The sequence below is a fragment of the Pseudomonadota bacterium genome (assembly GCA_039028155.1).
Classification (GTDB): Bacteria; Pseudomonadota; Alphaproteobacteria; order SP197; family SP197; genus JANQGO01.
In genome coordinates, this window is the sequence record JBCCIS010000025.1 from 46,637 (window position 1) to 69,665 (window position 23,029).

Annotated in this window: 21 protein-coding genes and 1 rRNA gene; 8 read left to right on the forward strand and 14 right to left on the reverse strand. The window is 64.0% G+C overall.

Translation table 11 applies throughout. The features are described 5' to 3' along the window. Window positions 1-17 precede the first annotated feature (17 nt). Window positions 18-1,796, forward strand: a complete 1,779-nt coding sequence (locus tag AAF563_14380) for an AMP-dependent synthetase/ligase (GenBank protein ID MEM7122468.1) — start codon at window positions 18-20, stop codon at window positions 1,794-1,796. A gap of 3 nt (window positions 1,797-1,799) precedes the next feature. Here AAF563_14380 and AAF563_14385 read toward each other — a convergent pair whose 3' ends face one another. The 4 genes from AAF563_14385 to AAF563_14400 form a co-directional block, all read right to left on the reverse strand. Further along, window positions 1,800-2,954: a dipeptidase gene (locus tag AAF563_14385; protein MEM7122469.1), complete on the reverse strand. Its 1,155-nt coding sequence runs from the start codon at window positions 2,952-2,954 to the stop codon at window positions 1,800-1,802. A gap of 100 nt (window positions 2,955-3,054) precedes the next feature. Further along, complete coding sequence (locus tag AAF563_14390) at window positions 3,055-3,588, reverse strand: adenylate kinase (protein MEM7122470.1); 534 nt, start codon at window positions 3,586-3,588, stop codon at window positions 3,055-3,057. Next, window positions 3,585-4,673: a Zn-dependent alcohol dehydrogenase gene (locus AAF563_14395; GenBank protein MEM7122471.1), complete on the reverse strand. Its 1,089-nt coding sequence runs from the start codon at window positions 4,671-4,673 to the stop codon at window positions 3,585-3,587. The genes AAF563_14390 and AAF563_14395 overlap by 4 nt, the downstream gene beginning before the upstream one ends. 90 nt (window positions 4,674-4,763) lie before the next feature. After that, window positions 4,764-5,690 carry a GNAT family N-acetyltransferase gene (locus AAF563_14400; GenBank protein ID MEM7122472.1) on the reverse strand — a complete coding sequence of 309 codons (927 nt, stop codon included), beginning with the start codon at window positions 5,688-5,690 and terminating at the stop codon, window positions 4,764-4,766. A gap of 103 nt (window positions 5,691-5,793) precedes the next feature. Between AAF563_14400 and AAF563_14405 the strand changes: the two genes are divergently transcribed. Continuing rightward, window positions 5,794-6,654 (forward strand): phytanoyl-CoA dioxygenase family protein, encoded by an 861-nt coding sequence (locus tag AAF563_14405; GenBank protein ID MEM7122473.1) that lies wholly within the window; start codon window positions 5,794-5,796, stop codon window positions 6,652-6,654. A 28-nt stretch (window positions 6,655-6,682) separates the two neighbouring features. Continuing rightward, window positions 6,683-7,933 carry a M24 family metallopeptidase gene (locus tag AAF563_14410; protein MEM7122474.1) on the forward strand — a complete coding sequence of 417 codons (1,251 nt, stop codon included), beginning with the start codon at window positions 6,683-6,685 and terminating at the stop codon, window positions 7,931-7,933. Window position 7,934: 1 nt separating this feature from the next. Here the strand turns inward: AAF563_14410 and AAF563_14415 are convergent, their stop codons facing one another. From AAF563_14415 to AAF563_14425, 3 genes are all read right to left on the reverse strand, one after another. Further along, window positions 7,935-8,672 carry a class I SAM-dependent methyltransferase gene (locus AAF563_14415; protein ID MEM7122475.1) on the reverse strand — a complete coding sequence of 246 codons (738 nt, stop codon included), beginning with the start codon at window positions 8,670-8,672 and terminating at the stop codon, window positions 7,935-7,937. Between the two features lie 30 nt (window positions 8,673-8,702). After that, window positions 8,703-9,692 carry an LpqB family beta-propeller domain-containing protein gene (locus AAF563_14420; protein ID MEM7122476.1) on the reverse strand — a complete coding sequence of 330 codons (990 nt, stop codon included), beginning with the start codon at window positions 9,690-9,692 and terminating at the stop codon, window positions 8,703-8,705. Window positions 9,693-9,796: 104 nt separating this feature from the next. Next, window positions 9,797-10,243 (reverse strand): VOC family protein, encoded by a 447-nt coding sequence (locus AAF563_14425; protein ID MEM7122477.1) that lies wholly within the window; start codon window positions 10,241-10,243, stop codon window positions 9,797-9,799. A 72-nt stretch (window positions 10,244-10,315) separates the two neighbouring features. Here AAF563_14425 and AAF563_14430 point away from each other — a divergent pair, with 72 nt between their 5' ends. Continuing rightward, window positions 10,316-10,909, forward strand: coding sequence for a TetR/AcrR family transcriptional regulator (locus AAF563_14430; GenBank protein ID MEM7122478.1), 594 nt, complete (start codon window positions 10,316-10,318; stop codon window positions 10,907-10,909). On the opposite strand, the gene AAF563_14435 is transcribed toward AAF563_14430, so the two are convergent. Further along, a complete protein-coding gene (locus AAF563_14435; protein MEM7122479.1) occupies window positions 10,902-12,131 on the reverse strand; it encodes an MFS transporter in 1,230 nt (409 codons plus the stop codon). The genes AAF563_14430 and AAF563_14435 overlap by 8 nt on opposite strands. 116 nt (window positions 12,132-12,247) lie before the next feature. Between AAF563_14435 and AAF563_14440 the strand changes: the two genes are divergently transcribed. Both AAF563_14440 and AAF563_14445 read left to right on the forward strand, forming a co-directional pair. Next, window positions 12,248-13,261 (forward strand): GlxA family transcriptional regulator, encoded by a 1,014-nt coding sequence (locus AAF563_14440; GenBank protein ID MEM7122480.1) that lies wholly within the window; start codon window positions 12,248-12,250, stop codon window positions 13,259-13,261. Between the two features lie 246 nt (window positions 13,262-13,507). Further along, the gene (locus AAF563_14445) at window positions 13,508-14,740 is read left to right on the forward strand and encodes an MFS transporter (protein ID MEM7122481.1); all 1,233 of its coding nucleotides are present in this window, start codon (window positions 13,508-13,510) and stop codon (window positions 14,738-14,740) included. A gap of 17 nt (window positions 14,741-14,757) precedes the next feature. Here the strand turns inward: AAF563_14445 and AAF563_14450 are convergent, their stop codons facing one another. From AAF563_14450 to AAF563_14465, 4 genes are read right to left on the reverse strand one after another with little or no spacing between them, the layout of a single operon-like run. Beyond that, on the reverse strand, window positions 14,758-15,672 hold the full coding sequence (locus AAF563_14450; GenBank protein ID MEM7122482.1) for a homocysteine S-methyltransferase family protein: 915 nt from the start codon (window positions 15,670-15,672) through the stop codon (window positions 14,758-14,760). A gap of 24 nt (window positions 15,673-15,696) precedes the next feature. Then, complete coding sequence (locus AAF563_14455; GenBank protein MEM7122483.1) at window positions 15,697-16,431, reverse strand: CoA-transferase; 735 nt, start codon at window positions 16,429-16,431, stop codon at window positions 15,697-15,699. Further along, entirely contained in the window at window positions 16,428-17,246 is an 819-nt protein-coding gene (locus tag AAF563_14460; GenBank protein ID MEM7122484.1) for a CoA-transferase, read from the reverse strand. The genes AAF563_14455 and AAF563_14460 overlap by 4 nt, the downstream gene beginning before the upstream one ends. 32 nt (window positions 17,247-17,278) lie before the next feature. Next, complete coding sequence (locus tag AAF563_14465) at window positions 17,279-17,893, reverse strand: XRE family transcriptional regulator (protein MEM7122485.1); 615 nt, start codon at window positions 17,891-17,893, stop codon at window positions 17,279-17,281. A gap of 92 nt (window positions 17,894-17,985) precedes the next feature. Between AAF563_14465 and AAF563_14470 the strand changes: the two genes are divergently transcribed. Next, entirely contained in the window at window positions 17,986-18,390 is a 405-nt protein-coding gene (locus AAF563_14470; protein MEM7122486.1) for a cupin domain-containing protein, read from the forward strand. 4 nt (window positions 18,391-18,394) lie between these two features. Here AAF563_14470 and AAF563_14475 read toward each other — a convergent pair whose 3' ends face one another. After that, on the reverse strand, window positions 18,395-19,030 hold the full coding sequence (locus AAF563_14475) for an alpha/beta fold hydrolase (protein ID MEM7122487.1): 636 nt from the start codon (window positions 19,028-19,030) through the stop codon (window positions 18,395-18,397). Beyond that, on the reverse strand, window positions 19,011-22,211 hold the full coding sequence (locus AAF563_14480; protein ID MEM7122488.1) for a peptidoglycan DD-metalloendopeptidase family protein: 3,201 nt from the start codon (window positions 22,209-22,211) through the stop codon (window positions 19,011-19,013). Before AAF563_14480 ends, AAF563_14475 begins: the two co-directional genes overlap by 20 nt. Window positions 22,212-22,690: 479 nt before the next feature. Here AAF563_14480 and AAF563_14485 point away from each other — a divergent pair. Then, window positions 22,691-23,029 (forward strand): 16S ribosomal RNA (locus AAF563_14485); the annotation flags it as partial.

Sequence of the window (23,029 nt, forward strand, 5' to 3'; positions counted from 1 at the left end):
CAATGGTTTACGAAGAGATGGCGCAGGATCCTTGGCCGAATCTGGCCAGTCTGTTCTTTGAACAGGCGGCCAAGCTCGGTGATCGGCCTTTTATGTGGTCGAAACATGACGGCCAATACCGCCCGCAAACCTGGACCGAGGTGGCCGATGAGGTGAAGGCCGTGTCGCGCGGGCTCAGGGCGCTGGGAGTCAAACCGGGCCACCGGGTCATGCTGGTGTCGGAAAACCGGCCTAACTGGGTGGTCGCCGACCTCGCCATCATGGCGGCGGGCGCCATCACCGTGCCGGCCTATACGACCAACACCGAGGCACTGCACGAGCACATCATCACAGACAGCGGCGCCAAGGTCGCGATCGTCTCGACCGCGGCGCTGGCCGCAAGGCTCTTGCCGGCGGCCAAGACCACCGGCGCTGCCCATGTCGTCGCCATGGAACCGGTCGAGCCCCATGATGGCATTGACGTCATGACATGGGAGGCGCTGAAAGAAAGAGGGGAGGCCGAACCCGACGATGTCGAGGAGGTCGCGGCGACGGTCGAGCGGGGTCATCCCGCCTGCTTCATCTACACCTCGGGCACCGGCGGCCTGCCCAAGGGCGTCATCCTGTCGCACCACGCGCTGCTCTCGAACATCCGCAGCATTCGCATCGCGTTCGAACCGATCCTGTCGGGCACGGAGATTTTTCTCTCCTTCCTGCCGCTGTCGCATTCCTACGAGCACACCTGCGGTTTCCTGTTCCCGATCTCGATCGGTGCCGAGATCTACTACGCCGAGGGTGCGGACACGCTGACCAATAACATGGTCGAGGTCAGTCCCACGATCATGACCTGCGTGCCCAGGCTCTATGAGGTCATGCGCCAGCGCATCCTGGCCGGCGTGGCGCGCCAGGGCGGCAGCAAGGAAAAGCTCTTCAACAAGACGCTTACCCTCGGCCTCAAAAAAGTCGATCCGGAACAGAGTCTGGGCCTTGGCGAAAAGCTGACGGATATGCTCATGGAGCGGCTGGTGCGCGAGAAGGTGCGCCAGCGTTTCGGCGGCCGGTTGAAAGCCATGGTCAGCGGCGGCGCGCCGCTCAACCCCGATGTCGGCAAGTTCTTCAACGCGCTCGGCGTCACCCTGCTGCAGGGTTACGGCCAGACCGAGTCGGCGCCGGTGGTGAGCTGCAATCCGCCGGGCGGCGTCAAGATGCACACCGTTGGCACGGCCCTGCCGGAGGTCGAGGTGAAGATCGCCGATGACGGCGAGATCCTGGTGCGTGGCGGCCTGGTCATGGACGGCTACTGGAACAACCCGGAGACCACGGCCGAGACGATCCAGGACGGCTGGCTTCACACCGGCGATATCGGGGTGATCGACGCGGACGGTTATCTGCAGATCACCGACCGCAAGAAGGACATCATCGTCAACTCCGGCGGCGACAATCTGGCGCCCCAGCGCGTCGAGGGCATCCTGACGCTGGAGCCGGAGATCGCCCAGGCCATGGTCGTCGGCGACAAGCGCCCCCATCTGGTTGCGCTGCTGGTGCCCGACGAGGCGTTCATCAAGGATTACGCCAAAGCGGAGGGGGCCAAAAGGGATCTCGCGGCGCTCGCCGACGACAAAGGTCTCCACGCCGCGCTGCGCGACGCGGTTGACCGTGCCAACCAGAAGCTCTCCCAGATCGAAAAGGTCAAACGCTATATGGTCGCGGCCGAACCGTTCACGGTCGAGAACAACCAGATGACCCCGACACTGAAGGTCCGCCGCCACGTGGTGAAGGACATCTACGGCGACCGGCTGGAAGCGCTCTACGGCTGAGGTCTATTCCCCAATCGCATCCGCCATGACGCGCAGGACGTTTTCGCCCAGGATCTTGCGGACGTCGTCTTCGCCGTAACCGCGCCGCAGCAGGCTTTCGGTCAGGACCGGAAGCTTGGTGCAATCCTCCATGCCGACGATGTCGAAGCGGATGGCGCCGTGATCGGTGCCGACGCCGACATGATCGATGCCGGCGACACCGACCGCATGGTCGATGTGGTCGAGCAGGTCTTCGAGCGTGGGGAAGGGAATGTCGGCGTCGGCCAGGACGTTGTAGCCCTTGGTGCGGTCCCCGCGCACCAGCGCCATCAGATCGAAGATCGCAGAGGTCGTGCCCGACGCGCTTTCGCGCCGGTTGGCGCCGTCGCCGCGATCGGACAGGCGGTCGGCGAGGTTCTCCAGCCCCCGCCAGTAGTCTCGCGAGATGTACTCCGGCCATGCGGTGACGCAGACGACGCCGTTGTTGTCGGCGACGGCTTTCACCATGTCGTCGGTCATGTTGCGGGGATGGTCGACCAGGGTGCGCATCGATGAGTGGGATGCCATGACCGGCTTCTCGGTCAGCGCGATGACGTCCCAGAACACCTTGTCGGAGGCATGCGAGACGTCGACCATCATGCCAAGCCGGTTCATCTCCGCGACGACCTCGCGGCCGAAGTCGTTGAGCCCGTCATGGCGCGCGGCGTCCGTCGACGAGTCCGCCCAGTTGTGGGTGTTGAAATGGGTGAGCGACATGTAACGCACGCCGAGTTCGAAGTATTGTCGGAGGACGCGGATGTCGTCGTCGATGGCGTGTCCGCCCTCGATCGCGATGATGGCGGCGCGTTTACCGGCGTCCGCGATGCGTCTGACATCGCCCGCGCTCAATGCCAGCTCGATCTCCTCGGGATAGGCGCGGCAGATCTCCTTGACGCCGTCGATCATGTCGAGACAGCGGCGGATCGCCGTTCCCTCCTTGGCGTGGTGGAACCCGACGCAGCAGGCGAAGAACGACGCCGTCAGGTTGCCCTGCTTCATCAAGGGCAAGTCCATGTAGCCGTTACCCGTCTCGGTTCCCAGATCCTCGTCGAGATCGAGCCAGCGGACCACCGTGTCGACATGGGTGTCGATCACGATCGCGGAGTCATGTATGCGCCGTGCCTCGTCGCTAACTTCCATGATGTGCCCCTTCCGGCCGTCCTGTTGCGGCCAAGATAGAAACGTTAGGCCGATCCTTGGCCGCGCACTACCAAAACGGCTGGCCTCGCGCGAATGGCGTTCAGGCCGCGTTTCCGGTCATCTCTTCGGTGAATGCGTTGAGCTCTTCCACCGACGAAATCCGCGTCACCTTGATGCCGGCGGCTTCGGCTTCGTCCACGTTGGCGCGGATGGCCGGCATCATGTCCTGTTCGGTCTCCCACAGGGTCTCGAACATGTCGCGCGTGGTGATGAACGTGTGGTTACCGGCGGGCGGGTGTTCGAGCTCGCCCTTGGCCCAGGCGATCTGGCGTTCGGCGGCGAGCCAGAAGTGCATCCAGATCGGCATGTCGATCAGGATGATCCATGTCGCGCGCAGCATCCGGTCGCGGATCGTCTCGAGCTTGCCGAGGCCCTCCATCATCCACTTGTCGCTCGCGATTAGCGGCGCGTGCTGGGCCTCGTACTCGGCATCCGGCGTTTCCGACCAATCGGGCTGCCAGAGCAGCTTGTCGACCTCGACGAGCGGCAGATCGCGACGGGCCGCCATGGCCCGCGCCAGCGTCGACTTGCCACCGCCCGCATTGCCAATGATGACGATGCGGGCTTCCGTCATGTGTCGAAGACGATGACGCTGCGCGCGACCTCGCCGCGTTTCATTTCGTCGAAGGCGTCGTTGATGCCTTCCAACGGAATGCGTGCGGAGATCATGTCGTCCAGCTTCAGCTTTCCGTCGAGGTAGAAGTCGCAGAAGCGCGGCATGTCGACGCGGAACGCGTTGGACCCCATGTTGGAGCCCTGCAGCTTCTTGTCGTCGAGCAAGTCAGCGCCGTGAATTTGCAGCGTCTCGCCCTCGGGCACCATGCCGATGACCGTTGCGGCGCCGGAGGGACGCAGCATTTGGAACGCCTGTTCTGCCGTCTTGGCGTGGCCAAGCGCCTCGAAGGAGTACTCGACGCCGCCGGAGGTCATCTCCTTAACCGCCTCGACCGGATCGGTGTCGGCGGCGTTGACCACATCGGTCGCGCCGAAGTGTTTGGCGAGGTTCAGCTTCGAGCCCAGGATGTCGACGGCGATGATGCGCCCGGCGCCGGCGATCGCCGCGCCGTTGATGGCGGACAAACCGATGCCGCCGCAACCGATGACAGCGACCGTGCTGCCGACCTCGATATCGGCGGTGTTGATGACGGCGCCGAAGCCGGTGGTGACGCCGCAGCCGATCAGCGCGGCGCGGTCGAGCGGCATGTCCTTGCGCACCTTCACCAGTGCATGCTCGTGGATCAGCATCTGCTCGGCGAACGAGGAGAGGCTGTAGAACTGGTGCATGACGCCACCGTTCTGGGTGATGCGCTGGGGCTCGTCGTCGTCACGGTCGACGAACTCGTCGTTCTGGCAGCTGAACGGGCGTCCGGTGGTGCAGTATTCGCAGTGGCCGCAGAAGACCGAGAGGCAGGTGATGACGTGGTCGCCCGGTTTGACGTATCGCACCTCCGAGCCGACCTTCTCGACGACACCCGCGGACTCGTGCCCCAGAATCGTCGGCTTCGGGCAGGCGTACTTGCCCTCGATATAGTGAAGATCACTATGGCAGACGCCGCACGCGGCGGTGCGGACCAGAACCTCGTGGGATTTCGGGTTGTCGATCTGGACTTCCTCGATCGACAACGGCTGGTGCACTTCGCGCAGGACGGCGGCTTTCATGACGGATCTCCCCAGACGTTATGGGATGATAGTCTACGCACTTTGCCACCCCTGCCAAGCAAGCCCGCACGGCGATGCCCGGACGGCTTGTTAGCTCGCGGCCTTGAAGTGCGGGAGGTCACGGGTAATCGGGCGAAAGCCGACGCCCTCATACATCGCACGCGCGGCCGGCTGCGCCGGCGATCCAAGGCAGGCGACCAGCATGCGGGTCGCGCCCGCCGCCCTGGCCCGATGCATGCCGTGGATCTGTAGGGCTGTGCCCAGGCCGCGCCTCCGATAGTCGCGGTGTGTTCCCACGGGCTCAAACTCCGCCATCTGTGTCGCCTCATCGAGCCAGACGATCGCTGTTGCGGCCATCGTGCCGTCCGGGGTGGCGATCAGCAGATGTAGGTCGGCGCGGTAGGGCCACGTCCGTTGGACTTGCTCAAACGCCGCTTCGGAGAAGACGGAGGGATACCACGCGTCGCGATGCGCCTGCACCGCGTCCGCCGGCGTAACGTCATCGGCGCACAGAAGCCGGAAATCTTCCGGCAGCATCGGATCGGGCAAATCGGTCATGTCCCGCATGTTGAACTGGATCCAGTCGTCATCGTCCGCATCGACCATAAAGCCGTGTTCGGCGGCGATTGTTTGCGCCGCATCGTCCGCCGACTGGACGATCACCAGCCGATTGCTGTCGCCCGCCACGTCGTCATACCAGTCGAGGATCTCATTGAGCAGCACGGGCCGGTCTGGATGTGTCTGCCACGTCAGGTGGGCAACCTTCGATTCCCGAAACGTCCCATCGCCGCGCGGAATGCGGAAAGGCAGGCACACCCAGCCCCAGGCGACCAACTTGTCGTCGACAAACCACAAGCGGTGGCGCCAATACGGAGCGAGCACATGGACATCCTTGGCCCAGACCCAGGCCAGTTCGCCGACGGTCGCGTCGCCGTTCAGGAGTTCCGGCCTGATCGCGGTGACCTCCTGCGCCAGGCCTTGCATCCGCCGGAGGTCGTCTGGTCCCAGATCTGCCATGCCCGCACCGTTGCAAGGCCGCCCCGTTCTGTCGAGCGGCTTCTGTCTTGTCGCCCGGTTCAAGCGGTGATCTACTTTTCGCTCTCTCGTTCGGGAGGACGTGATGATCGCATGCCAACGCTTCGATGTGCCCGACGAATTGGTCCGCGCGTTCCAGCGCGATGGCGCCGTGGTGGTGAAGGGCGTTGTCGATACGTCCTGGCGCGACGTCATTGCCGCCGGCATGGACCTGAACCGCAAGCACCCGACCAAACGAACGGTTGATTACGCACGAGACGATGCGACCGGGGAGAGGTTCTTCCACGATGCGTCGATCGTGACCGGCAATCTATACTACGAGGACTACATCACCCATTCGCCGATCGGCCATGTCGCCGCGCAGATGATGGGGTTGGAGCGCGCGCTTGCCTTCTATGTCACCGTCTTCCTGCGCTCGCCCGGAACCAAGGCGCGCACGCCGTGGCACCAGGACCAGACATCATGGAGCGCCAAGGGCCGGCATGCATTGAGCATCTGGACGTCGCTCGATCCGGTGCCCGACGGCACGGCGCTGGAGATCGTCAAGGGCTCGCACCTGTGGGAGCAACCCATGAAGCGCCCTCACTTCGGGCAGAACCAACTGGGCGGCACCATGGAGATCGACGGCCTGGACGGCATCCCCATACCGGATTTCTCCGGCGCCGACCGTGACCAGTACGATATCGCGGCCTGGCCGATGGAACCTGGCGACATCCTGGTGTTTCACGGCATGACCGTGCACGGCGGGTCGGGCGATCTACCGCCGGATCTTGGCCGCCGCTCGATCTCGATCCAATGGCTGGGCGAGGATGCGCGCATCACTGACCCGCCGGGTGGCGCCGATCCCGACTGGCTGCCGGAGCTTGCCGAACACGGTCTCGGCGTCGGCGATTACCCGGCATGCGCCATATGTCCGGTTGTCGAGGCCGGGCCAGCGTCGCGATAACCAAACACGCCAATCAAAGGAGAGCGCCATGACGAATGTCGGCTTGCAGCCGGGCCATTTCGACGCCTCGAAGATGGAGGCGGTCCAGCTGCCGTTCACCGAAGAGGAGTTTCAGGCGCGCCTCGACAAGCTGATCGCCATGGCGAAAGAGGAGGACCTGGATCTGCTCTGGGTAACGTCGCCGGAAGGCGTCGCCTGGATCCATGGCTTCACCGCGTCCTGGTACAAGGGCCAGGCGCCGATGCGGTACCCGCAGTGTTACGGCACCGCCGTTCATGTGGCGTCGGGCCGCTACATGCACTTCGACAACCCGACAGAGGAACCGGTGCTGGCGCGCACCTCCGTCTCCAAGGACAACCGTTTTACGCCCGACCGCGAGGCCGAACCCAATATCCGCTTCACCATGGATGAATTGAAGAAGGAGGGTTGGCTCGAAGGCACCGTCGGCATGGAGTTCTGGAGCTATCTGCCGAACCGCGCCATCAGCACGATGTTCGAAGGTGCGTTTTTGACACATGGCTGCCGGGTCGCCGACATGAGCGAGATGGTGCGTCGCGCCCGCCGGGTGAAGTCGCCCGAGGAGCTCGCCTATGTCGAGAAAGCGATGGCGATCTGCGACATCGGCCACCAGGCCATCATGGAGCATCTGAAACCGGGCATCACCGAACTTGCCCTGTTCGGCAAGGTGATGGGCGCGATGATGGAGGCGGGCGGCGAGTTCTCGGCGCTGATCCCGATTTTCAATACCTCGCCGATGGCGGGCGAGGTGCCGATGTCTAACGGCCACGCGATGGCCTCGCGCAAGGTGATCGAGGCCGGCGAAATGCTGACCGCCGATTTGTGCGGCGTCTACAACCGCTACCACGCCAACGCGCTGCGTGGTTACTTCGTCGGCGACAACCCGCCGCAAAGCCTGGTCGAGCAGTACAAGAAATCTGCCGGCGTGTTCGACGTGATCAAGACCGAGGTCAAGGCCGGCATGACGGTGGCGGAGGTCATTCGCCTGTTACGCGCGTACTACCAGGAGGTCGGCATCTGGTCGGAGACCGAAGGTTGGGGGCTGGGCTACGAGCTCGGCTGGTCGCTGCCGCCGGACTGGGTCGGCGACTTCTATTTCCACCTGGGCGACGACAAGTATCTCGACCGTGTGTTCGAGGAGAACATGGTCACCAACTACGAGAGCCTGTTCAACACCGCCCTGATCGACACGTTGATCTACGGCAAGGACGGGACGAAGATCCTGTCGAAGACGCCGCTGGAGCTGATCGCGGTGGGTTAGTCTACGCGTGATCGACCGGCTTTCGTCCGACCACGCCGGTCGCACACCCGAAGAAGTAGCGCTTGAACGAGACATCCATTCCATGGTCCCGAAGCATCCGCGCGAAGTCCGAAGCGTCGCCGAAATTCATGCTGTATCGGCCGATCATCGCGAAGTCCTGAGCGCCACGCAAAAGGAGGCGCTCGACAATGGGAAGAACGACGCGCAGGTGAAACAGGTAGAGTGGACGAAGAACCCAACCTTTGGGATCAGAGGCCTCGATCATGGAAAAGACGCCTCCGGGTTTCAGGACGTGGGAAATCAGGCGGGCGAGCCGAGCGTGCTGTTCCCGGTCGAAGGTCTTTAGGCCGAAGGTCGAAATCACGAACTCCGCGCTTTCCTTTGGCAACGCGCTTGCGAGCACGTCGTCTTCGATAAACCTAATCTTGTGCGCACGGTGATGATGAAGGCGGTCCATGGCGCGCACGTGCATGCCTGAGGAGATGTCGACGGCTGTAATCGCGCCTATCTTGGGGAACCGCTTTAGAAGGTGAGGCCACACCTCTCCGGTTCCGGCCATGAGGTCGTAACCCTGCGGCGCCTCGAGGGCCGGTATCGGCATCGAGCCGACACATTGCTTTCGCCAGCGCTCCGTGAATCCCATGGAACAGACGTAGCTGAAGGCGATGTATCGTTCCGAGCAACGGTCGAACACGCCCTTTACGAACGCCGGATCATAGATGTCGTCTTGTTCGGCCATCAGGGTGGCGTTCGCCGCCTCAAGACCGCGTCACGGCGTGGCAACATTGACCGGGCTGATCGCCAACCCGTCGGAGCCTGCGCCGGCCTCGAAGGTGCGGGTGACCTGCCATGTGGCCGTGTCGATCTCGGCAACCATGGCACCGTCCTGCGCGCCGGCGTAGAGAAAGGCGCCGTCGGGTGAGAACAGGAGCGAGGCCGGCGCGGAAGCCTTGACCGGGGCCAGGTCCACCGCCGCGATCTCGTTGTGGCTTTCCGGATCGAGCAGCACGACACGATCGCCGCGCAGGTCGGCGACCGCGACCACCATGCCGTCGGGGTGGAACAGCACGCGGATCGGCAAGAACCCGACATCAATGACGGCCGTCTGGTCCAGCGTGCCGGTGTCGAAGACCATGATGTTCTCCGACTGATTGTTGCCGACCCACAGTTCGGCTCCATCCGGGCTGACGTCGACGCCCTCCGGTCCGACGCCGGCGTCGACCGTGGCGACCAGGGTCATCGGCGCGACGTCGATGACGCTGAAGGTGTCGGAGCCGCGGCTGGTGACGTAGGCGGTGGTGGAGTCCGGTGACAGCGCCAGCAGGTGCGAGCCAATCTGGTCGGTCGCCACCGAGCCTGTCACCACGCCTTCATCGACATTCACCTTGATGACATCGCGGGTCTCTTCGGTGGTGACCAGCACGCTTGCCGTGTCCCCGATCCATTTGATGCCGTGGGGCGCCAGGTGGTCAACCAGCGGTATCGTCTGGACCAGTTCGGCGGTCGCGACATCGAAGACATTGAGCTCGCGGCCGATATAGCCGTCTTCCAGATAGGAGACGACAACCGCCCGCGCGCCATCCGGCGACAGCGCGACCTCGTGAGGCGACGGTCCCGTCTGGGGACGCGCGACTTCCTTTCCCGTTTCTAGGTCGATGAAGCTGACGGTGCCTTCGTACTTGTTGCACACGATCAGGGTGTCCGCGAACGCCGGGAGCGTCAGCGTCAACAGGGCGACGACGACTGCGATAATCCGCATTGATATGGTTCCACTCCTAAGAAGACAGGACTGGCGCTCGACAGACGAGACTTAGATTTGCATTTGTGTGGTCGACCGTTCAACCCAAGAACGAGCGCCCCTTGTTAGGCGCCGTTCATCGCCTCGCTCCAGCGCCGCTGCATCTCGTCGGGCGACACATCCTCGATCTGGCGTGCCAAGAACCAGGTGTAGCCATAGGGATCAGCAATCTGCGCGACCCGCTCGCCATAGAACTCGTCCTTGGGCGCGCGAAGGACTGTGGCGCCGGCCTCTTCCGCGCGTGTGGCGGCGGCGTCCACATCGTCAACCGTCAGATGTAGCTTGATCGGCGAGCCGCCGATGGTGTGGGGCGACAGCGCGCCGAAATCAGGGTGCTCGTCGGCCAGCATGAAGACCGCGCCGTTCACAGCCATCTCCGCATGGCTGACCGCACCGGACGCGCCGGTCAGACGGAACCGTTCGGTCGCGCCCAGCGCGCGCTGATAAAAGTCCATCGCGGCGGCGGCGTCCTTGACCGCCAGGTAAGGCGACAGTGCCGGTGATGATGACATGGCGTTACTCCCGCGAACCGGTTATAATTAATTACGTTACGTATCGTTATGTAATTAAGCGGGTATGTCAACATGGTGTCGACGCAAGCTGGTGCCATCCGTGAACGCGGCAGGCCGCGCAGCGAAAAGGCGCGGCGCGCCATCCTGTCGGCGACCCGCACGCTGATGGAGGAGGGCGGCCTGACCGCCGTCACCATGGAAGGCATCGCGCAGCGCGCCGGTGTCGGCAAGCCGACAATCTATCGTTACTGGGCGAACCGTTACGAGGTCGCCATGACCGCACTGATGGAGGCTGCCGAACCGTCATCGGCTAAACCACGCGCCCAGGAACCGCTGCGTGCGTTGAAGCAGCAACTGCGCGGGGTCGCGAAGCTGTTCGGGTCCGCGCTCGGGCGCGGCGTGACCTCGATCCTGGCGTCGGCGGATTCCGACACCGAGGTCGCCAAGGCATTCCGCAATCACTTCATCCAGGCCCGCCGTGACGAGGGCCGCGCCTATCTGCAGGCGGCGGTCGCCGAGGGCGACCTGCGCGACGATGTCGACCTGGAGGTGGCCCTCGATCTGATCTACGGCGCGCTCTTCTACCGCCTGCTGATGGGCCACGGCACGCTCGGACCACGCGACGCCGACAGGCTCCTCGATACGGTGATCGAGGGGCTCAGGTAGCCGGCTGGGGCGCCAGTTCCGGCGGACGGTCGCGGATGATGAAGACCATGAGACCCGCCAGGACGGCAAGCGCCAGAGAGCTCAGCCAGACCCATTCGTATTGTGCATAGAGGTCGAACAGGTAGCCGCCCATGAAGGCGCCAAGCGCCGCGCCGATCGCGTGGCCGCCGGAGATCAGCCCCATCGAAAGGCCCATGACATGCAGGCCGATATGGCTTTCGACCAGGCTGGCCGTCACCGGGACGGTCGAGTAGTCGACGGTGCCGAACAGGACGGCGAACAGGACGAGCGTCGTGTAGTCGGCGCCGACATCCAGCAATAGCAGGAACGAAAAACCGCGGATGATGTAGATCATGCCGAGCAGCAGCGGCCGGTTCATGCGATCGGTCAGCCAGCCCGCCAGCACCATGCCGACAAGGTTGACGGCCGACAGGATGCCGAAAGCCGTTGCGCTGGGCACCGGTCCAAAACCGCAGAACGAGGCGAACGGCAGGAAGTGTGTCTCGATCACGCCGGTCGTCGTGTAGCCGCAGATGAAGAAGCTCCAGAACAGGATGTGAAACGCCGGCCGCCGCATGATGTAGCCGAGATCGCTGCCGATTGAGGCACCGCTCGTCTGGCTGTCGGTGTCGCCGTCGTTGAGACCGGCCGGCATGTAGCGCCACAGGAACGGCACCAGGATCAGACAGATGATGCCGATGGCGATGAAACACGCGCGCCAGTCGGCGATCACCAGGACCGCGGCGACCAGCGGCACGAAAAGGATCTGACCGGCGGTGGCGCCGGATGTCGCGATGCCGGTGGCAAGCCCGACATGGTGTTTGATGGTCTGCGCGATCGAGGTCGAGACGACATGCATCGCCGCGATGCCCTGGCCGATGGCGAAGACACCGGCAAAGGCGATGACAAAGAGGATCGGCCCTTCGCTGATACCGACGGCGATGCAGCCGATGCCGATGGCGACCATGCCGACGACCAGCACCATGCGCGGACCCCTCTTGTCGACCAGGCGGCCGGCAAGCGGCGCCAGGATCGCCATCACCACGAGCGACGCCGCGGCGATGCTGGAAAGGAACGTCCGCGTCCAGCCCATATCCTCTTCCAGCGATGGCATGACCAGGCCGAGCGTCGCGCGCCCGGAATAGCCGACGGCCAACACCAGGAAACCGAAACCGACGACCAGCCAGGGCAGGAAGCGGGATGGGGCGGGGGGCGTTGTCATGACGATCCGTATCCTGCGCCAGGTCGCGCGCACCGAAGGAGAAAAATCTTGCCACCATGACAAGACGGGCCGGGCAAGACTGGTACAACGGTACCGGATGTGGCATAAATGACATTATGTCCTCATTTCCTGCCAAAGCAGTTGGCAAGACCCGGCGCGTCGTCATTGTCGTCTATCCCGAGGTGACCCTGCTGGATGCGACCGGCCCGGCCGAAGTGTTCAGCACGGCGGCGAGGCCCTATGACGGCGCACCCACCGGCTACCGCATCGTTATCGCGTCGAAGGACGGCGGGCTGATCCAGGCTGATGGCGGCGTCGCCCTGGGGTCTGTCCCGCTTGAGGAGGCGAGCGCCGAGCCGATCGACACGCTGTTGATCGCCGGCGGCTTCGGTGTCTTTGACGCGGCCAAGGACCCCGCGATCATCGACTGGATTTCGCGCGAAGGGCCACGCGCGCGACGCTTTGCAACGACCTGCATGGGAACGTTCCTGCCGGCCGCCGCCGGTATGCTGAAGGGGCGCCGCGTCGTCACCCACTGGCACTGGTGCGAGCGCCTGAGACAGGAGCACCCGGACCTCGACATCGAAGAAGATGCGATCTTTGTGCGCGATGGCGATGTCTGGACCTCCGCTGGCGTCACCTCCGGCATCGACATGGCGCTCGCCATGGTCGAGGAGGATTTCGGTCACGACCTCGCGCTGGAGGTCGCGCGACGGCTGGTGGTCTATCTGAAGCGGCCCGGCGGCCAGTCGCAGTTCTCCGAGACGCTCAATGCCCAGACCGCCGACCCGTCGGATTCGCTCAACGGATTGCACGTCTGGATGCGCGACAACATCACGGGCGATCTTCGGGTCGAGAACCTGGCCGACAAGGCCGGCATGAGCCCGCGCAACTTCGCCCGCGTCTACCGCCAGCGCTTCGGCGTGACGCCGGCCAAGGCGGTCGAGGCGATGCGTGTCGAGACGGCCAAGCGCCTCTTGATCGGCGAGACGACGGCGATCGCCGAGGTTGCCCGGCAAAGCGGCTTTCAGGACGACGAGCGCATGCGCCGCGCCTTCGTGCGCCAAACCGGCATCGCGCCGGTCGACTACCGCAAACGCTTCGGCACGCGCGCGGCGGCCGCCGACTGAGCCGACCCTCACCCTCCCAACGCTTCGCGTCGGGCCCCTCCCTCTCCCGCAAGCGGGCGCGGGGTTCAACGCTCGACACATCCCCTCTCCCCTCGGGGAGAGGGCAGGGTGAGGGGGTTGCCAGCGCAATTTCACAACACGTGGTGACTGGAACGTGCTAAGCGATTCCGGTTCGGCCTTCAGCGCCGCGATGACGACGTTTCTCCTATCGTTACCGACCCCCGAAACCAGTAGAGGTAGCCCGCCTTGACCGCGCCAGACGCCGATGCGCCATCGGAAGCAACCGGGCCCGCGCTAAGCGCCGGCGCACGTCGGCGCAGTCTGATCGTGGTGATCGCCAGCATGACCGGCATGGCGATGTTCTATGGCTACACCGGCCCGCTGCTGTCGATCGTGCTGGAGGACCAGGGCGTCAGCGGCACGTTGATCGGCATCAACGGATCTGTACAGATGCTGGGCATCCTGGCCATCATCCCGATTCTGCCCTGGGCGATGCGCCGCCTGGGTCCGGCACGCATGATGATGATTGGTGCATTGGCGGCGTTGGCTTCGATCCTCTTGATGGCAGTCTTCGTCAACGTCTGGGCGTGGTTTCCGCTGCGCTTCATGATGGGCATGGCGCAATCGGTCATGTGGACGACTGGCGAAACCTGGGTAAACCATGCCAGCGACGACAGAAGCCGAGGTCGAACGGTCAGCTTCTTCATCAGCGCGATCGCGGCCGGCTTCGCGCTAGGACCCTTTCTACAGGCTGAGGTCGGCTCAGTTGGTTTGACGCCGTTCCTCGCGGGATGCGGCATCATCGCAATCATCATCCTGCCGCTGTTCGCCAGCTTGGGCGACCGTATCGATGTCGCCGGGCGTCCGTCTGTGCGGCTGCCGCAATACATTCGCCTGGCGCCGGTACCGATGTTCTCCAACCTGTTCTTCGCGATGATCGCGAGTTCCTTGATGACACTGTTGGCGGTCTATGGCCTTCGTCTGGCGATGGAGGAGGGGCCGGCGGCGCGGATGGTCGGTTGGATGGGTTGGGGCGGCGTTATCATGCCGCTCTTGATCGGCTACCTGGCCGATCGCATGAACCGCACACTGCTGCTGGCCTGGTTCGTTGGCCTTGGCGCAGTCGCGACCGTGGCGCTGCCTTATGTCATCGAGATGGGCGCCATCCTGGCGCCGATTTACCTCATGATCTTCGGCGGACTGCGCGCAGGCCACTACGGACTTGCCGTCATGCTGCTCGGCGAACGTTTCCGTGGCGCCGACCTGCCGTCGGCGACCGCCATCTTCGGCTTTATGTTCGGTATCGGCTCATTCATGGGCCCGGCGATCTCCGGCGTCGCCATCGACCTGTGGAACCCGCACGGTCTGCCGTTCGTCGTTGCGCTCTATTATCTGCTCTTCCTACCGCTCCCTCTGGTCGCCTACTTCAGGCACCGGCGCGAGGCGAGGATCAAGGCGATGGACGACTTGTTCGGCTAGGACAGCTACGGCGTCTGTTAGACGACAAATCCTGGCAGGCCGTTTTTCAGCGCGCGGATGTGGTCGGGGCCCATGCCGCAGCACCCGCCGATGGCGTGCACGCCCATGTCGATGTAGCGCTTGGCCTCCGCGACATAGTCTTCGGTGGAAATCACCGTATCGAACTGCCAGTTCGGCATGATGAATTCGCCGGAGTGCGGATAGGCGAAGAGCGTGCCCTGCCAGTGTTGTTTCAGACACTCGAGGGCGGGCATGGTGTCGGCGACATCGCTGTGCATGATGCCGCAGGCTTCCGGGTTGTGCGCCAGCGCCACCTTGATGGTCTCCTCAAGCGGATCGTCGGCGTATTTGTGGAACCCGAGCACGCGGCCGTCGTCGCCGAGCCGCGCGCTGAACCCGATCCATAACGGCAACCCCGTCTCTGCGGCTGCGCTGACGCAGTATTCGGTGATGACCGGATCCAGCATCATCTCGGCGATCAGAAGATCGACGCCGCCTTCGGCAAGCCGCATGGCTTGTTCGTGATAGCTGGCACGCGCTTCTTTCTCCGATGGCAGCTTGTCGACCTCAAGACCGGCGCGGAAGCTGGACATGGACCCGGCGACATAGAGATCGCGCACGACGCCCGCCTCGTCGGCGGCTTCACACGCCAGCCGGCAGGCCAAGAGATTAAGCGCGCCGGCCTCGCCCGCCAGGCCTGCATGTTCAAGAACGTGCGGCGCGGCGGCATAGGTGTTGGCGATGATGATATCGGCGCCGGCGTCGATGAAGTCGCGGTGGATCTCTTTGATGGCGTCGGGATGGTCACGCATGGCGGCACCGGCCCATGCCTGATCGTCCATCACAACGCCACGGCGCTCCAACTCGGTACCCATGCCGCCGTCGATAAGAACAATCTCGCCGGTATCCAGGCGATCGTTAAGCGCTGACATGATGTGCCCCCCAACGGGGAAAGACTAAGCGGTTGCGAGCGCCTCTGCAAAGGACGGATAGGTCTCGGCGATCTGCTGGCGTACGGGGCCGCGTATGGCAGCAAGCATGGCGGGCGAGGGCGGTTCGGTGGTCGCGATCGCGGCCGGTTCGTCGTAGGCGAAACCGGTCTCGCGGCTGATCTCCTGAGCGTCATGGCCGGGATGGGTGCTTTCTAAAGTGAAGCGGCCGGCATCGCGGTCGAAGGCGAAGACACAGCGGCCGGTAACCAGAGCAGTCGGGCCGCCGGGGCGGTAGGTGCCGGCCGGCGTGGTGCCCGGCGCGCTGACGAAGTCGACCTCCTCCACCAGGGTGCGCGGGCTGTGTTCCTCGCGGAACAGGATAATCTTGGGGATCAGAAAGTAGAGATAGGACGAACCGAAGGAGCCGGGGAAGCGAACCTTGCTCGCGGGGTAATCGCCGATGCCGACAAGGTTGATGTTGGCGCTGCCGTCGATCTGTGCGCCGCCCAGAAAGAACGCGTCGATGCGCCCTTGTGCGGCCCGGTCGAAGAGTTCGCGCCCGCCATCGGAGAAGTCGTTGCTGCGCCGGCTGCCGAGCACGGTGATGTGCTCGACGCCGAGCCCGAGTTCGCGGGCCAGGAACGCGGCCGAGCCGGGAATGGGCGAGCCCGCGCCGACCGCGACGCGGCGCGACGCATGAAGCCGGCGTGCCAATGTCGCAATCAGCAATTCGGTTGAGGAGAACGACGGATCGCTCACGCCGGGACGTTGCCCTTCAGCACGTGCTCGCCGAGGTAGGCGGCAAAGCCTTCCGGCGAACGGGCGGCGGACGCGTACGCGCTGATGGCCGCGGCGTCGCGGTCGTAGTAGCCAGGCATGGCGAGGGGTCGGGCACCGTCGCTAACATGCACCACGGCATCGACGAACAAGGACGACAACGCGCCGGCGGCGATCGTGTCGTCGTCGAATAGGTCGCCGTCATGAATCTCTTCGACCGTCACGATGGTGGTCGCCGCCGCATGGGCCATGACGGCGAGTTCGCGCCGCCGGCCGATCCAGACATTGCCGGCGGCGTCCGCCATCTCGCAGTGGAACAGCGCGACGTCCGGGCGGATGGCCGGGATCAGGACAAGCGGATCGCTATCGCCGAACGGGTTGTCGGCGACCTGCCAGTCCTGCCGGTTGGCGAGCACATCGGTCTCCAGGATGCCCCTGAGCGGCATAAAGGGGATGCCCTTTTCTGATGCCTGCAGACCGGCATGAATGGCTGGACAGGTGGCGTCGACCATGCGGATGGCGCCGGACGTCACCGCACGCGAGAAACACGGCGCAGGCCCTGCCTCGCCCAGGGTAACGGCGGCCGCCTCCATGGTCGCGACCAGGCCGGCGCCGATCAGAAGGTCGGCTTGTAGGCCGGACTGCGGCACCGCGATCAGATGCAGGCCACCGGTTTCCTGACGGATCAGCGTGTGGGTCGCGGCGATCGCCACGCCGCAATACTCCGGCGGTATCGCGACCGCCATGTCCGGTTTGATCAGCGCGACGGCGTCATCAAGGTTGGCGTACCAGCTCATCGCGACAGTCTAGCGCCTGAGGTGCGGCGCCGTCATCGCCCAGTAGAGCTGACCCACAGAACAACGGCGTCGTCCGGGCTGGTCGAGATGCACGCGTGCCCCATGCGGCCGTCGTAGTAGACGTTGTCACCGGGTTCGAGCGTCAGGGGTTCGTAGTATTCGGTAAAGAGGATCATCGTGCCGGAGAGCACGTGCACGAAGTCCTCGGTGTCGTGGCGGTCCCAATCGTCGAAGTCGTCGAGCGCGCGCGCCTTGATCGACAGTCTGAATGGCAGCATCGCCTTGTGCGCCAGGTCTTCGGCAAGCGGCACGTAGGTATAGGTCTCCGTCTCATAGAGCGTGCCGTCGCCGTGGCGCGTGATGCAGCGCCGGCTGGCGGCGCGGGTGTCGATCTGCGTCACCACCAGGCGCGCGACGTCGAGATCGAATCCGTCTGAGAGTTTCTTCAGGGCGTCGAAGGTCGGCGACATCTTGCCTTTCTCGATCTTGTAGAGCGACGAGCGTGACAGTCCGGTTCTGTCGCTTGCCGCGTCCAGACTCCAGCCCCGCTCGGTGCGCAGCTCGCGCAGGCGCGCGCCCAGATCGACGGGCGGCTGATGGCTCGGCGCGCCATCGCGCGTGGCGATGATCAGGGGATCGGGCGGCATTGAGGTCCTTTCTGAGAGGGTTGCATCTTACATGTCGTGATACTATAGTACCACAACAAGATATGACAACACCACACCGAAGGACGCACGTGATGCTCAATGCCATCAAGATCGACGAGGCGGTCGCCGCTCTAACACCGATCAAAAATCGGGGCCCGAACACGAGCGAGGAGGACGTGATGGCGGCCTTCTCGACGCTGGGGACCGGCGACTTTCGCGATTGCGGTGTGTTCCTGGGCAGCTTCGATGGCAATGCTGGTTGGGAGCGTCACATGAAGGGTGACGAGCTGGTTCAGGTCATCGCCGGCTCGACCGAGTTCGACATCATCATCGACGACGACAAACAGACCCTGGCGCTGTCGCCGGGCATGCTGGTCGTCGTGCCGCAGGCGTGCTGGCACCGCTTCCGTTCGAAGGATGGTGTGACGGTTCTGACCGCGACGCCGCGCAACGATGAACACCACACTTTCGTCGACGATCCGCGCGAGATGTCGTGACTGTTCAAGCGCTGTGTCGCTTGAGGAAAGAGACGGCACCGTCGACAGCCGTCTCCATTGCTTCGTCGTAGGTGAAGCCGCTCTTCTTGCGCGGCTTCAACGAGTGGTCGCCGTCCTCGATCCACAAGAGTTCGATCGCTTTCGATAACGCGTAATCCGTGACCTCATCGCGGGTACCCATGGTGTCGCGGGTGCCCTGCACGATCAGCGTCGGCGTCTTGAGCGTCGCCAGATGGGCGATGCGCTCGCCCGGCGGTTTGCCCGGCGCGTGAAACGGAAAGCCGAAAACGAGGAGGCCGGCGACGTTCATCTCATCAGCGACCAGGCTCGCCATGCGCCCGCCCATCGATTTACCGCCTATCACCAACCGATCCGCGGGTGCGAGGTCCGTGATGATATCGCGCCAGCAGTCAAGCAGGATCGGCGCGCGATCGGGCGGGCGGCGGCTGCCCTCGTTGCGGCGTTTGGCCATATAGGGGAACTCGAACCGCACCACGGCGAAGCCGGCATCGGCCAGGCGCGCAGCGACATCGCCCATGAAGGGACTGTCCATGGGCGCGCCCGCGCCATGGGCCAGAACAACGGTGAGGGGGGCGCCGGCCGGGCCGTCGCGCAGGAGATCAGGGCGTGCCGGCGACATACTCTTCGGTCAGCAACTCGGCATACTGGGCGTCGAGCGCGTCGCGAACTTCCAGGAACGTCGCCAGCTCCGTTCCGCTGAGTTTTTCGCCACTGGGCAGTTTGACGTCGAGCGGGTTGATCTGTTCGTCGTGGACAAGGACTTCATAGTGCAGGTGGGGTCCCGTCGACATGCCGGTGCTGCCGACATAACCGATCACCTGGCCCTGGCGCACGCGGCTGCCCTGGCCAAGACCGCTGGCGAAACCCTGCATGTGGGCATAGGCGGTCTTGTAGGTGTCGTTGTGGCGGATGCGGACATAGTTGCCATAGCCGCTGTTGCGTCCGATGAACTCGATCGTGCCGTCACCGGCGGCCAGGATTGGCGTACCGGCCGCCGCGCCAAAGTCGACGCCCTTGTGCATGCGTGAATAGCCGAGCAGCGGATGGTCGCGCATGCCGAAGCCTGACGTGATGCGCGCGCCATCGACCGGGGTTCTGAGCAACGCCTTCCTGACGCTCTCACCGAGATCGTTGAAGTAGTCTGCAAAGCCGCTTTCGGGCGTGTAGCGGTAGATCTGCAGGGTCGCGCCGGAAACGCGCAGCGCGGCATAGGTCGGCGCGCCGTAGCGCACGACATTGCCGTCCTCGTCGACATACTCCTCATAGAGAATGGCGAAGCTGTCGCCGGCTTTGATTTCGCGCTGGAAGTCGACGTCGAAGCTGTAGGCGCGGATCATGTCGGCCAGGATGGTGGGTGGGACACCGGCATCGACGGCGGCCTGGTAGAGTGAGGAATTGATCACGCCTTCGGCCGCGACCTGTGTCGCGGTCAGCGGCATCTCGACGACACGCGCGGTGAATCCGTCATCGCCCATGGCGACATCGACACGTTCGCCCGGCGCGGTGCGCAACATCATGCCGTAAAGCGCGCCGTCCTGAAGCATGACGTCCATGTCCTGGCCGGCGCGGATGTGGCGGGGGTTATAGACGTCGCGCAATGCCTCGACCGCGTTGTGCGCCTCGATCTGCTCGACGCCCAGGCCAAGCAGAACATCCATCAAGGTGTCGCCGGAGCCGAACGCCGCGGTTTCAACGCTAAGATCTGATGGTGCGTCCGGCCATGCCGCGGCGACATCAGCGGGCGTTGCGGCGCTGTCGTCGACGTCCTGGCTTTCGTCGATCGCGGCGATCTGGAAATCGGCCAGGTCGACATGGCTCGACGCGCGGCGTAGCTGATAGCCGCCATCGCGCTGACGCACGACAACGATGGTCTCGTCAGCGCCGGCGTCCAGGCTGATAGCGATAATGTGGGAGCCCGCACCGTCTTCATCGGTGATGGCGATCATCTGCTGGCCTTCGCCGAGGTCGCTGAGGTCGAAGTTGTTACCGACCGCATCGACGACAGCATCGATCTCCTTGCCGTTGCGGGTCATGATCCGCAACAGGCCGGCCAGTGTGTCACCGTCCTGCAGCTCGAACCAGTACTGGGTCGCCGCAGCCGACAGGACCTGCTGGGATTCCACGTCGGTGATCGGCGGCACGTGCGGCGTGAAGACGGCCGACAACTGCTCCGGATCGACAGAGGCGACAACCGTATCGTCGCCCGCTTGATCGTCGCCTTCGGGAATGGGTGTCGGGTTGGGGCCAGGCTGGGACTGAAGCGTCAGCGCCAGGCCGGGGTTCAGCGCCGCTGTCGTGCGGCGGCCGACAAATGTTGAACCGCTCCGGTCGGCCTGCACGAAATCGTTGTCATCCAGTTCGATGCTGACGGCAAGCAACTCGCCAGTCTCGCTTTCCGCTCCGTCAAACGCGACGCGGATCTCCTGACCTATCTGCAGACGCTGGGGGTCGATGTGCTCGCGAATGGCACGGATCGCGCGGTCGGCTTCGACCCGTTCGGCGCCCGCGCGCAGCAGTACCGCCATGATCGTGTCGCCGCGCTCAAGGCTCAGCGTCTCGACTGTCAAGCTGCCGCTGTCGAACGTTGTCGCGTCTTCACCGTCATCAAGCGCCGGTTCGCCAAGCAGCGTCGCCAGCATGGCGACGTCCAGATTGTCGCCGCCGGGAAAGCCGACGAAGTCCAAACCGTCGTCGGCACGCTGGGTGATCACCAAACCATCATCGCCGGCGTCAAGGATGGCCATGCCCAGGACATGCAGGCCGGAGCCGCGAGGACCCGGCGTCATGACGACATAGAGCGATTGGCCGATCTGCAGGTGGCGCGTGTTGTACTGTGTCGCCAACGCGCGCGACGCGCGGTCGGCGTCGATCACGGTTGCACCGGCCTTGATCATCAGGTCCATCAGCGTGTCGCCGGACGCGATGCGGTACTGCTCGATCTTGGCGCCGCTGGTCGCCAGCGTCTCCAGGAAAGGACCGATTGTGCTTTCGGCCTGGACGGCGGTCTCGCCGGTGGGCGCGGCCGTGTCGGATTGGCGCGCGGCGAAGCTGCCGTTGGCGTTGCGCTCGACGACGACAAAGCCGCCATCCTCGAGCGACAGGCTGAGCGTGGCGATCACCGGGTGGCCGGCGACGACGTCCGGTGTCATCACCATTTCCAGCGTCTGGCCGACTTGCAGGCCCGTGGGGTCGAACAGCTCGGTCAGGGCGCCGATCGCGGCCTGGCCGTCGGCTCGCGTGGCGCCGCCGCGCATGACCAGGCGGATCAGCGTGTCGCCGCGGCGCACCTCAAGGCGGCTGACGGTGGGAATCTGGGCGGCCGGCATATCTTCCGGCAAGGGCACCACCAGCGCCTCTTCCAGCGGTACGTTGGAGAGCGAGGCGACATAACCGCCATCGCCGGTCCGGTTGGCGACCACGAAGCCGTCGGTGGTGCTGAGGCTGACCGCGGCCAGGCGAAGGCCGCTTTCATCGGCTTGGGTGTCGAAAACCGCGGTTACGACCTGGCCGATCTGGAGCCGCTGTGGACTAAAGTAGTTCGACATGGCGTCGATGACGCTGTCGGCCTCGGAAACCGAGCTTCCGGCGTCGACCAGCATCTCAAGCAGGGTATCGCCGCGTCCGACCTCACGGCGCAGCGCGGTCATGCCCGAGGCGCCGCCCAGCGCCTGGACCATACGATCCGACACTTCCTCGGTCTCGTCGGCAAAAACGACGTTATTTCCGATAGTTAAAGTCAAACCGGCGGTCAATGCGATGGTGCTGCATAGACCTAGCGAGGCGACAAGGCGCCTGATCATGCCCGACACTCCGAAACTGACTCTAAGTAATACCTGCCGACACCGCCCGGGACTCGACCATCGGACAGCGGGCTCAGAAGTCCCCACCCAAGCCGCGGGCACCATGAGTCACGAGGTTACGAATGTCAACATAAGAGGCGAGCGGGGTCTTGAATCTTCCTGCTACCGCAACCATTTGTAAAATCTGGCGCTGTGCCGGCGGGTGCCCAAATCGGGTCTCGTCATTTTTTTTGCGAAGGCGGTTTGACAAGGTCAGACCCCAAGCGTATACAGCGCCTCCCTCGCAGCCATTTGGCCGCTTGAGGCCGCTTTCGGGCGGTTGCTCTTTGACTTGTGAAGATATGGAAGAGATGCGTGGACGGCGGTGCGCAAGCACTGCCCGTATGACGACGTACGGACACGCATCTAAGATAAGACAAAGGATCTCCCGATCCTTTTTCTTTGAGCGTGAAACCGAACGATCGTTGAGCGAGCACATCAAACTTGAGAGTTTGATCCTGGCTCAGAACGAACGCTGGCGGCGTGCCTAACACATGCAAGTCGAACGAAGGCCCTAGCTTGCTAGGTTACCTTAGTGGCGGACGGGTGAGTAACGCGTGGGAACCTGCCCAGGTGTGGGGAACAACCACTGGAAACGGTGGCTAATACCGCATACGCCCTTCGGGGGAAAGGCTTCGGCCGCTCCTGGATGGTCCCGCGTCAGATTAGGTTGTTGGTGGGGTAATGGCCTACCAAGCCTACGATCTGTAGCTGGTCTGAGAGGACGATCAGCCACACTGGGACTGAGACACGGCCCAGACTCCTACGGGAGGCAGCAG

Coding starts and splice junctions, on each gene's coding strand:
- AAF563_14440 (MEM7122480.1), top strand. CDS start 12,248: ATGTCCTCATTTCCTGCCAAAGCAGTTGGCAAGACCCGGCGCGTCGTC.
- AAF563_14410 (MEM7122474.1), top strand. CDS start 6,683: ATGACGAATGTCGGCTTGCAGCCGGGCCATTTCGACGCCTCGAAGATG.
- AAF563_14450 (MEM7122482.1), bottom strand. CDS start 15,672: ATGTCAGCGCTTAACGATCGCCTGGATACCGGCGAGATTGTTCTTATC.
- AAF563_14400 (MEM7122472.1), bottom strand. CDS start 5,690: ATGGCAGATCTGGGACCAGACGACCTCCGGCGGATGCAAGGCCTGGCG.
- AAF563_14425 (MEM7122477.1), bottom strand. CDS start 10,243: ATGTCATCATCACCGGCACTGTCGCCTTACCTGGCGGTCAAGGACGCC.
- AAF563_14480 (MEM7122488.1), bottom strand. CDS start 22,211: ATGATCAGGCGCCTTGTCGCCTCGCTAGGTCTATGCAGCACCATCGCA.
- AAF563_14390 (MEM7122470.1), bottom strand. CDS start 3,588: ATGACGGAAGCCCGCATCGTCATCATTGGCAATGCGGGCGGTGGCAAG.
- AAF563_14430 (MEM7122478.1), top strand. CDS start 10,316: ATGGTGTCGACGCAAGCTGGTGCCATCCGTGAACGCGGCAGGCCGCGC.
- AAF563_14380 (MEM7122468.1), top strand. CDS start 18: ATGGCGCAGGATCCTTGGCCGAATCTGGCCAGTCTGTTCTTTGAACAG.
- AAF563_14435 (MEM7122479.1), bottom strand. CDS start 12,131: ATGACAACGCCCCCCGCCCCATCCCGCTTCCTGCCCTGGCTGGTCGTC.
- AAF563_14460 (MEM7122484.1), bottom strand. CDS start 17,246: ATGAGCTGGTACGCCAACCTTGATGACGCCGTCGCGCTGATCAAACCG.
- AAF563_14475 (MEM7122487.1), bottom strand. CDS start 19,030: ATGTCGCCGGCACGCCCTGATCTCCTGCGCGACGGCCCGGCCGGCGCC.
- AAF563_14385 (MEM7122469.1), bottom strand. CDS start 2,954: ATGGAAGTTAGCGACGAGGCACGGCGCATACATGACTCCGCGATCGTG.
- AAF563_14415 (MEM7122475.1), bottom strand. CDS start 8,672: ATGGCCGAACAAGACGACATCTATGATCCGGCGTTCGTAAAGGGCGTG.
- AAF563_14420 (MEM7122476.1), bottom strand. CDS start 9,692: ATGCGGATTATCGCAGTCGTCGTCGCCCTGTTGACGCTGACGCTCCCG.
- AAF563_14405 (MEM7122473.1), top strand. CDS start 5,794: ATGATCGCATGCCAACGCTTCGATGTGCCCGACGAATTGGTCCGCGCG.
- AAF563_14465 (MEM7122485.1), bottom strand. CDS start 17,893: ATGCCGCCCGATCCCCTGATCATCGCCACGCGCGATGGCGCGCCGAGC.
- AAF563_14395 (MEM7122471.1), bottom strand. CDS start 4,673: ATGAAAGCCGCCGTCCTGCGCGAAGTGCACCAGCCGTTGTCGATCGAG.
- AAF563_14470 (MEM7122486.1), top strand. CDS start 17,986: ATGCTCAATGCCATCAAGATCGACGAGGCGGTCGCCGCTCTAACACCG.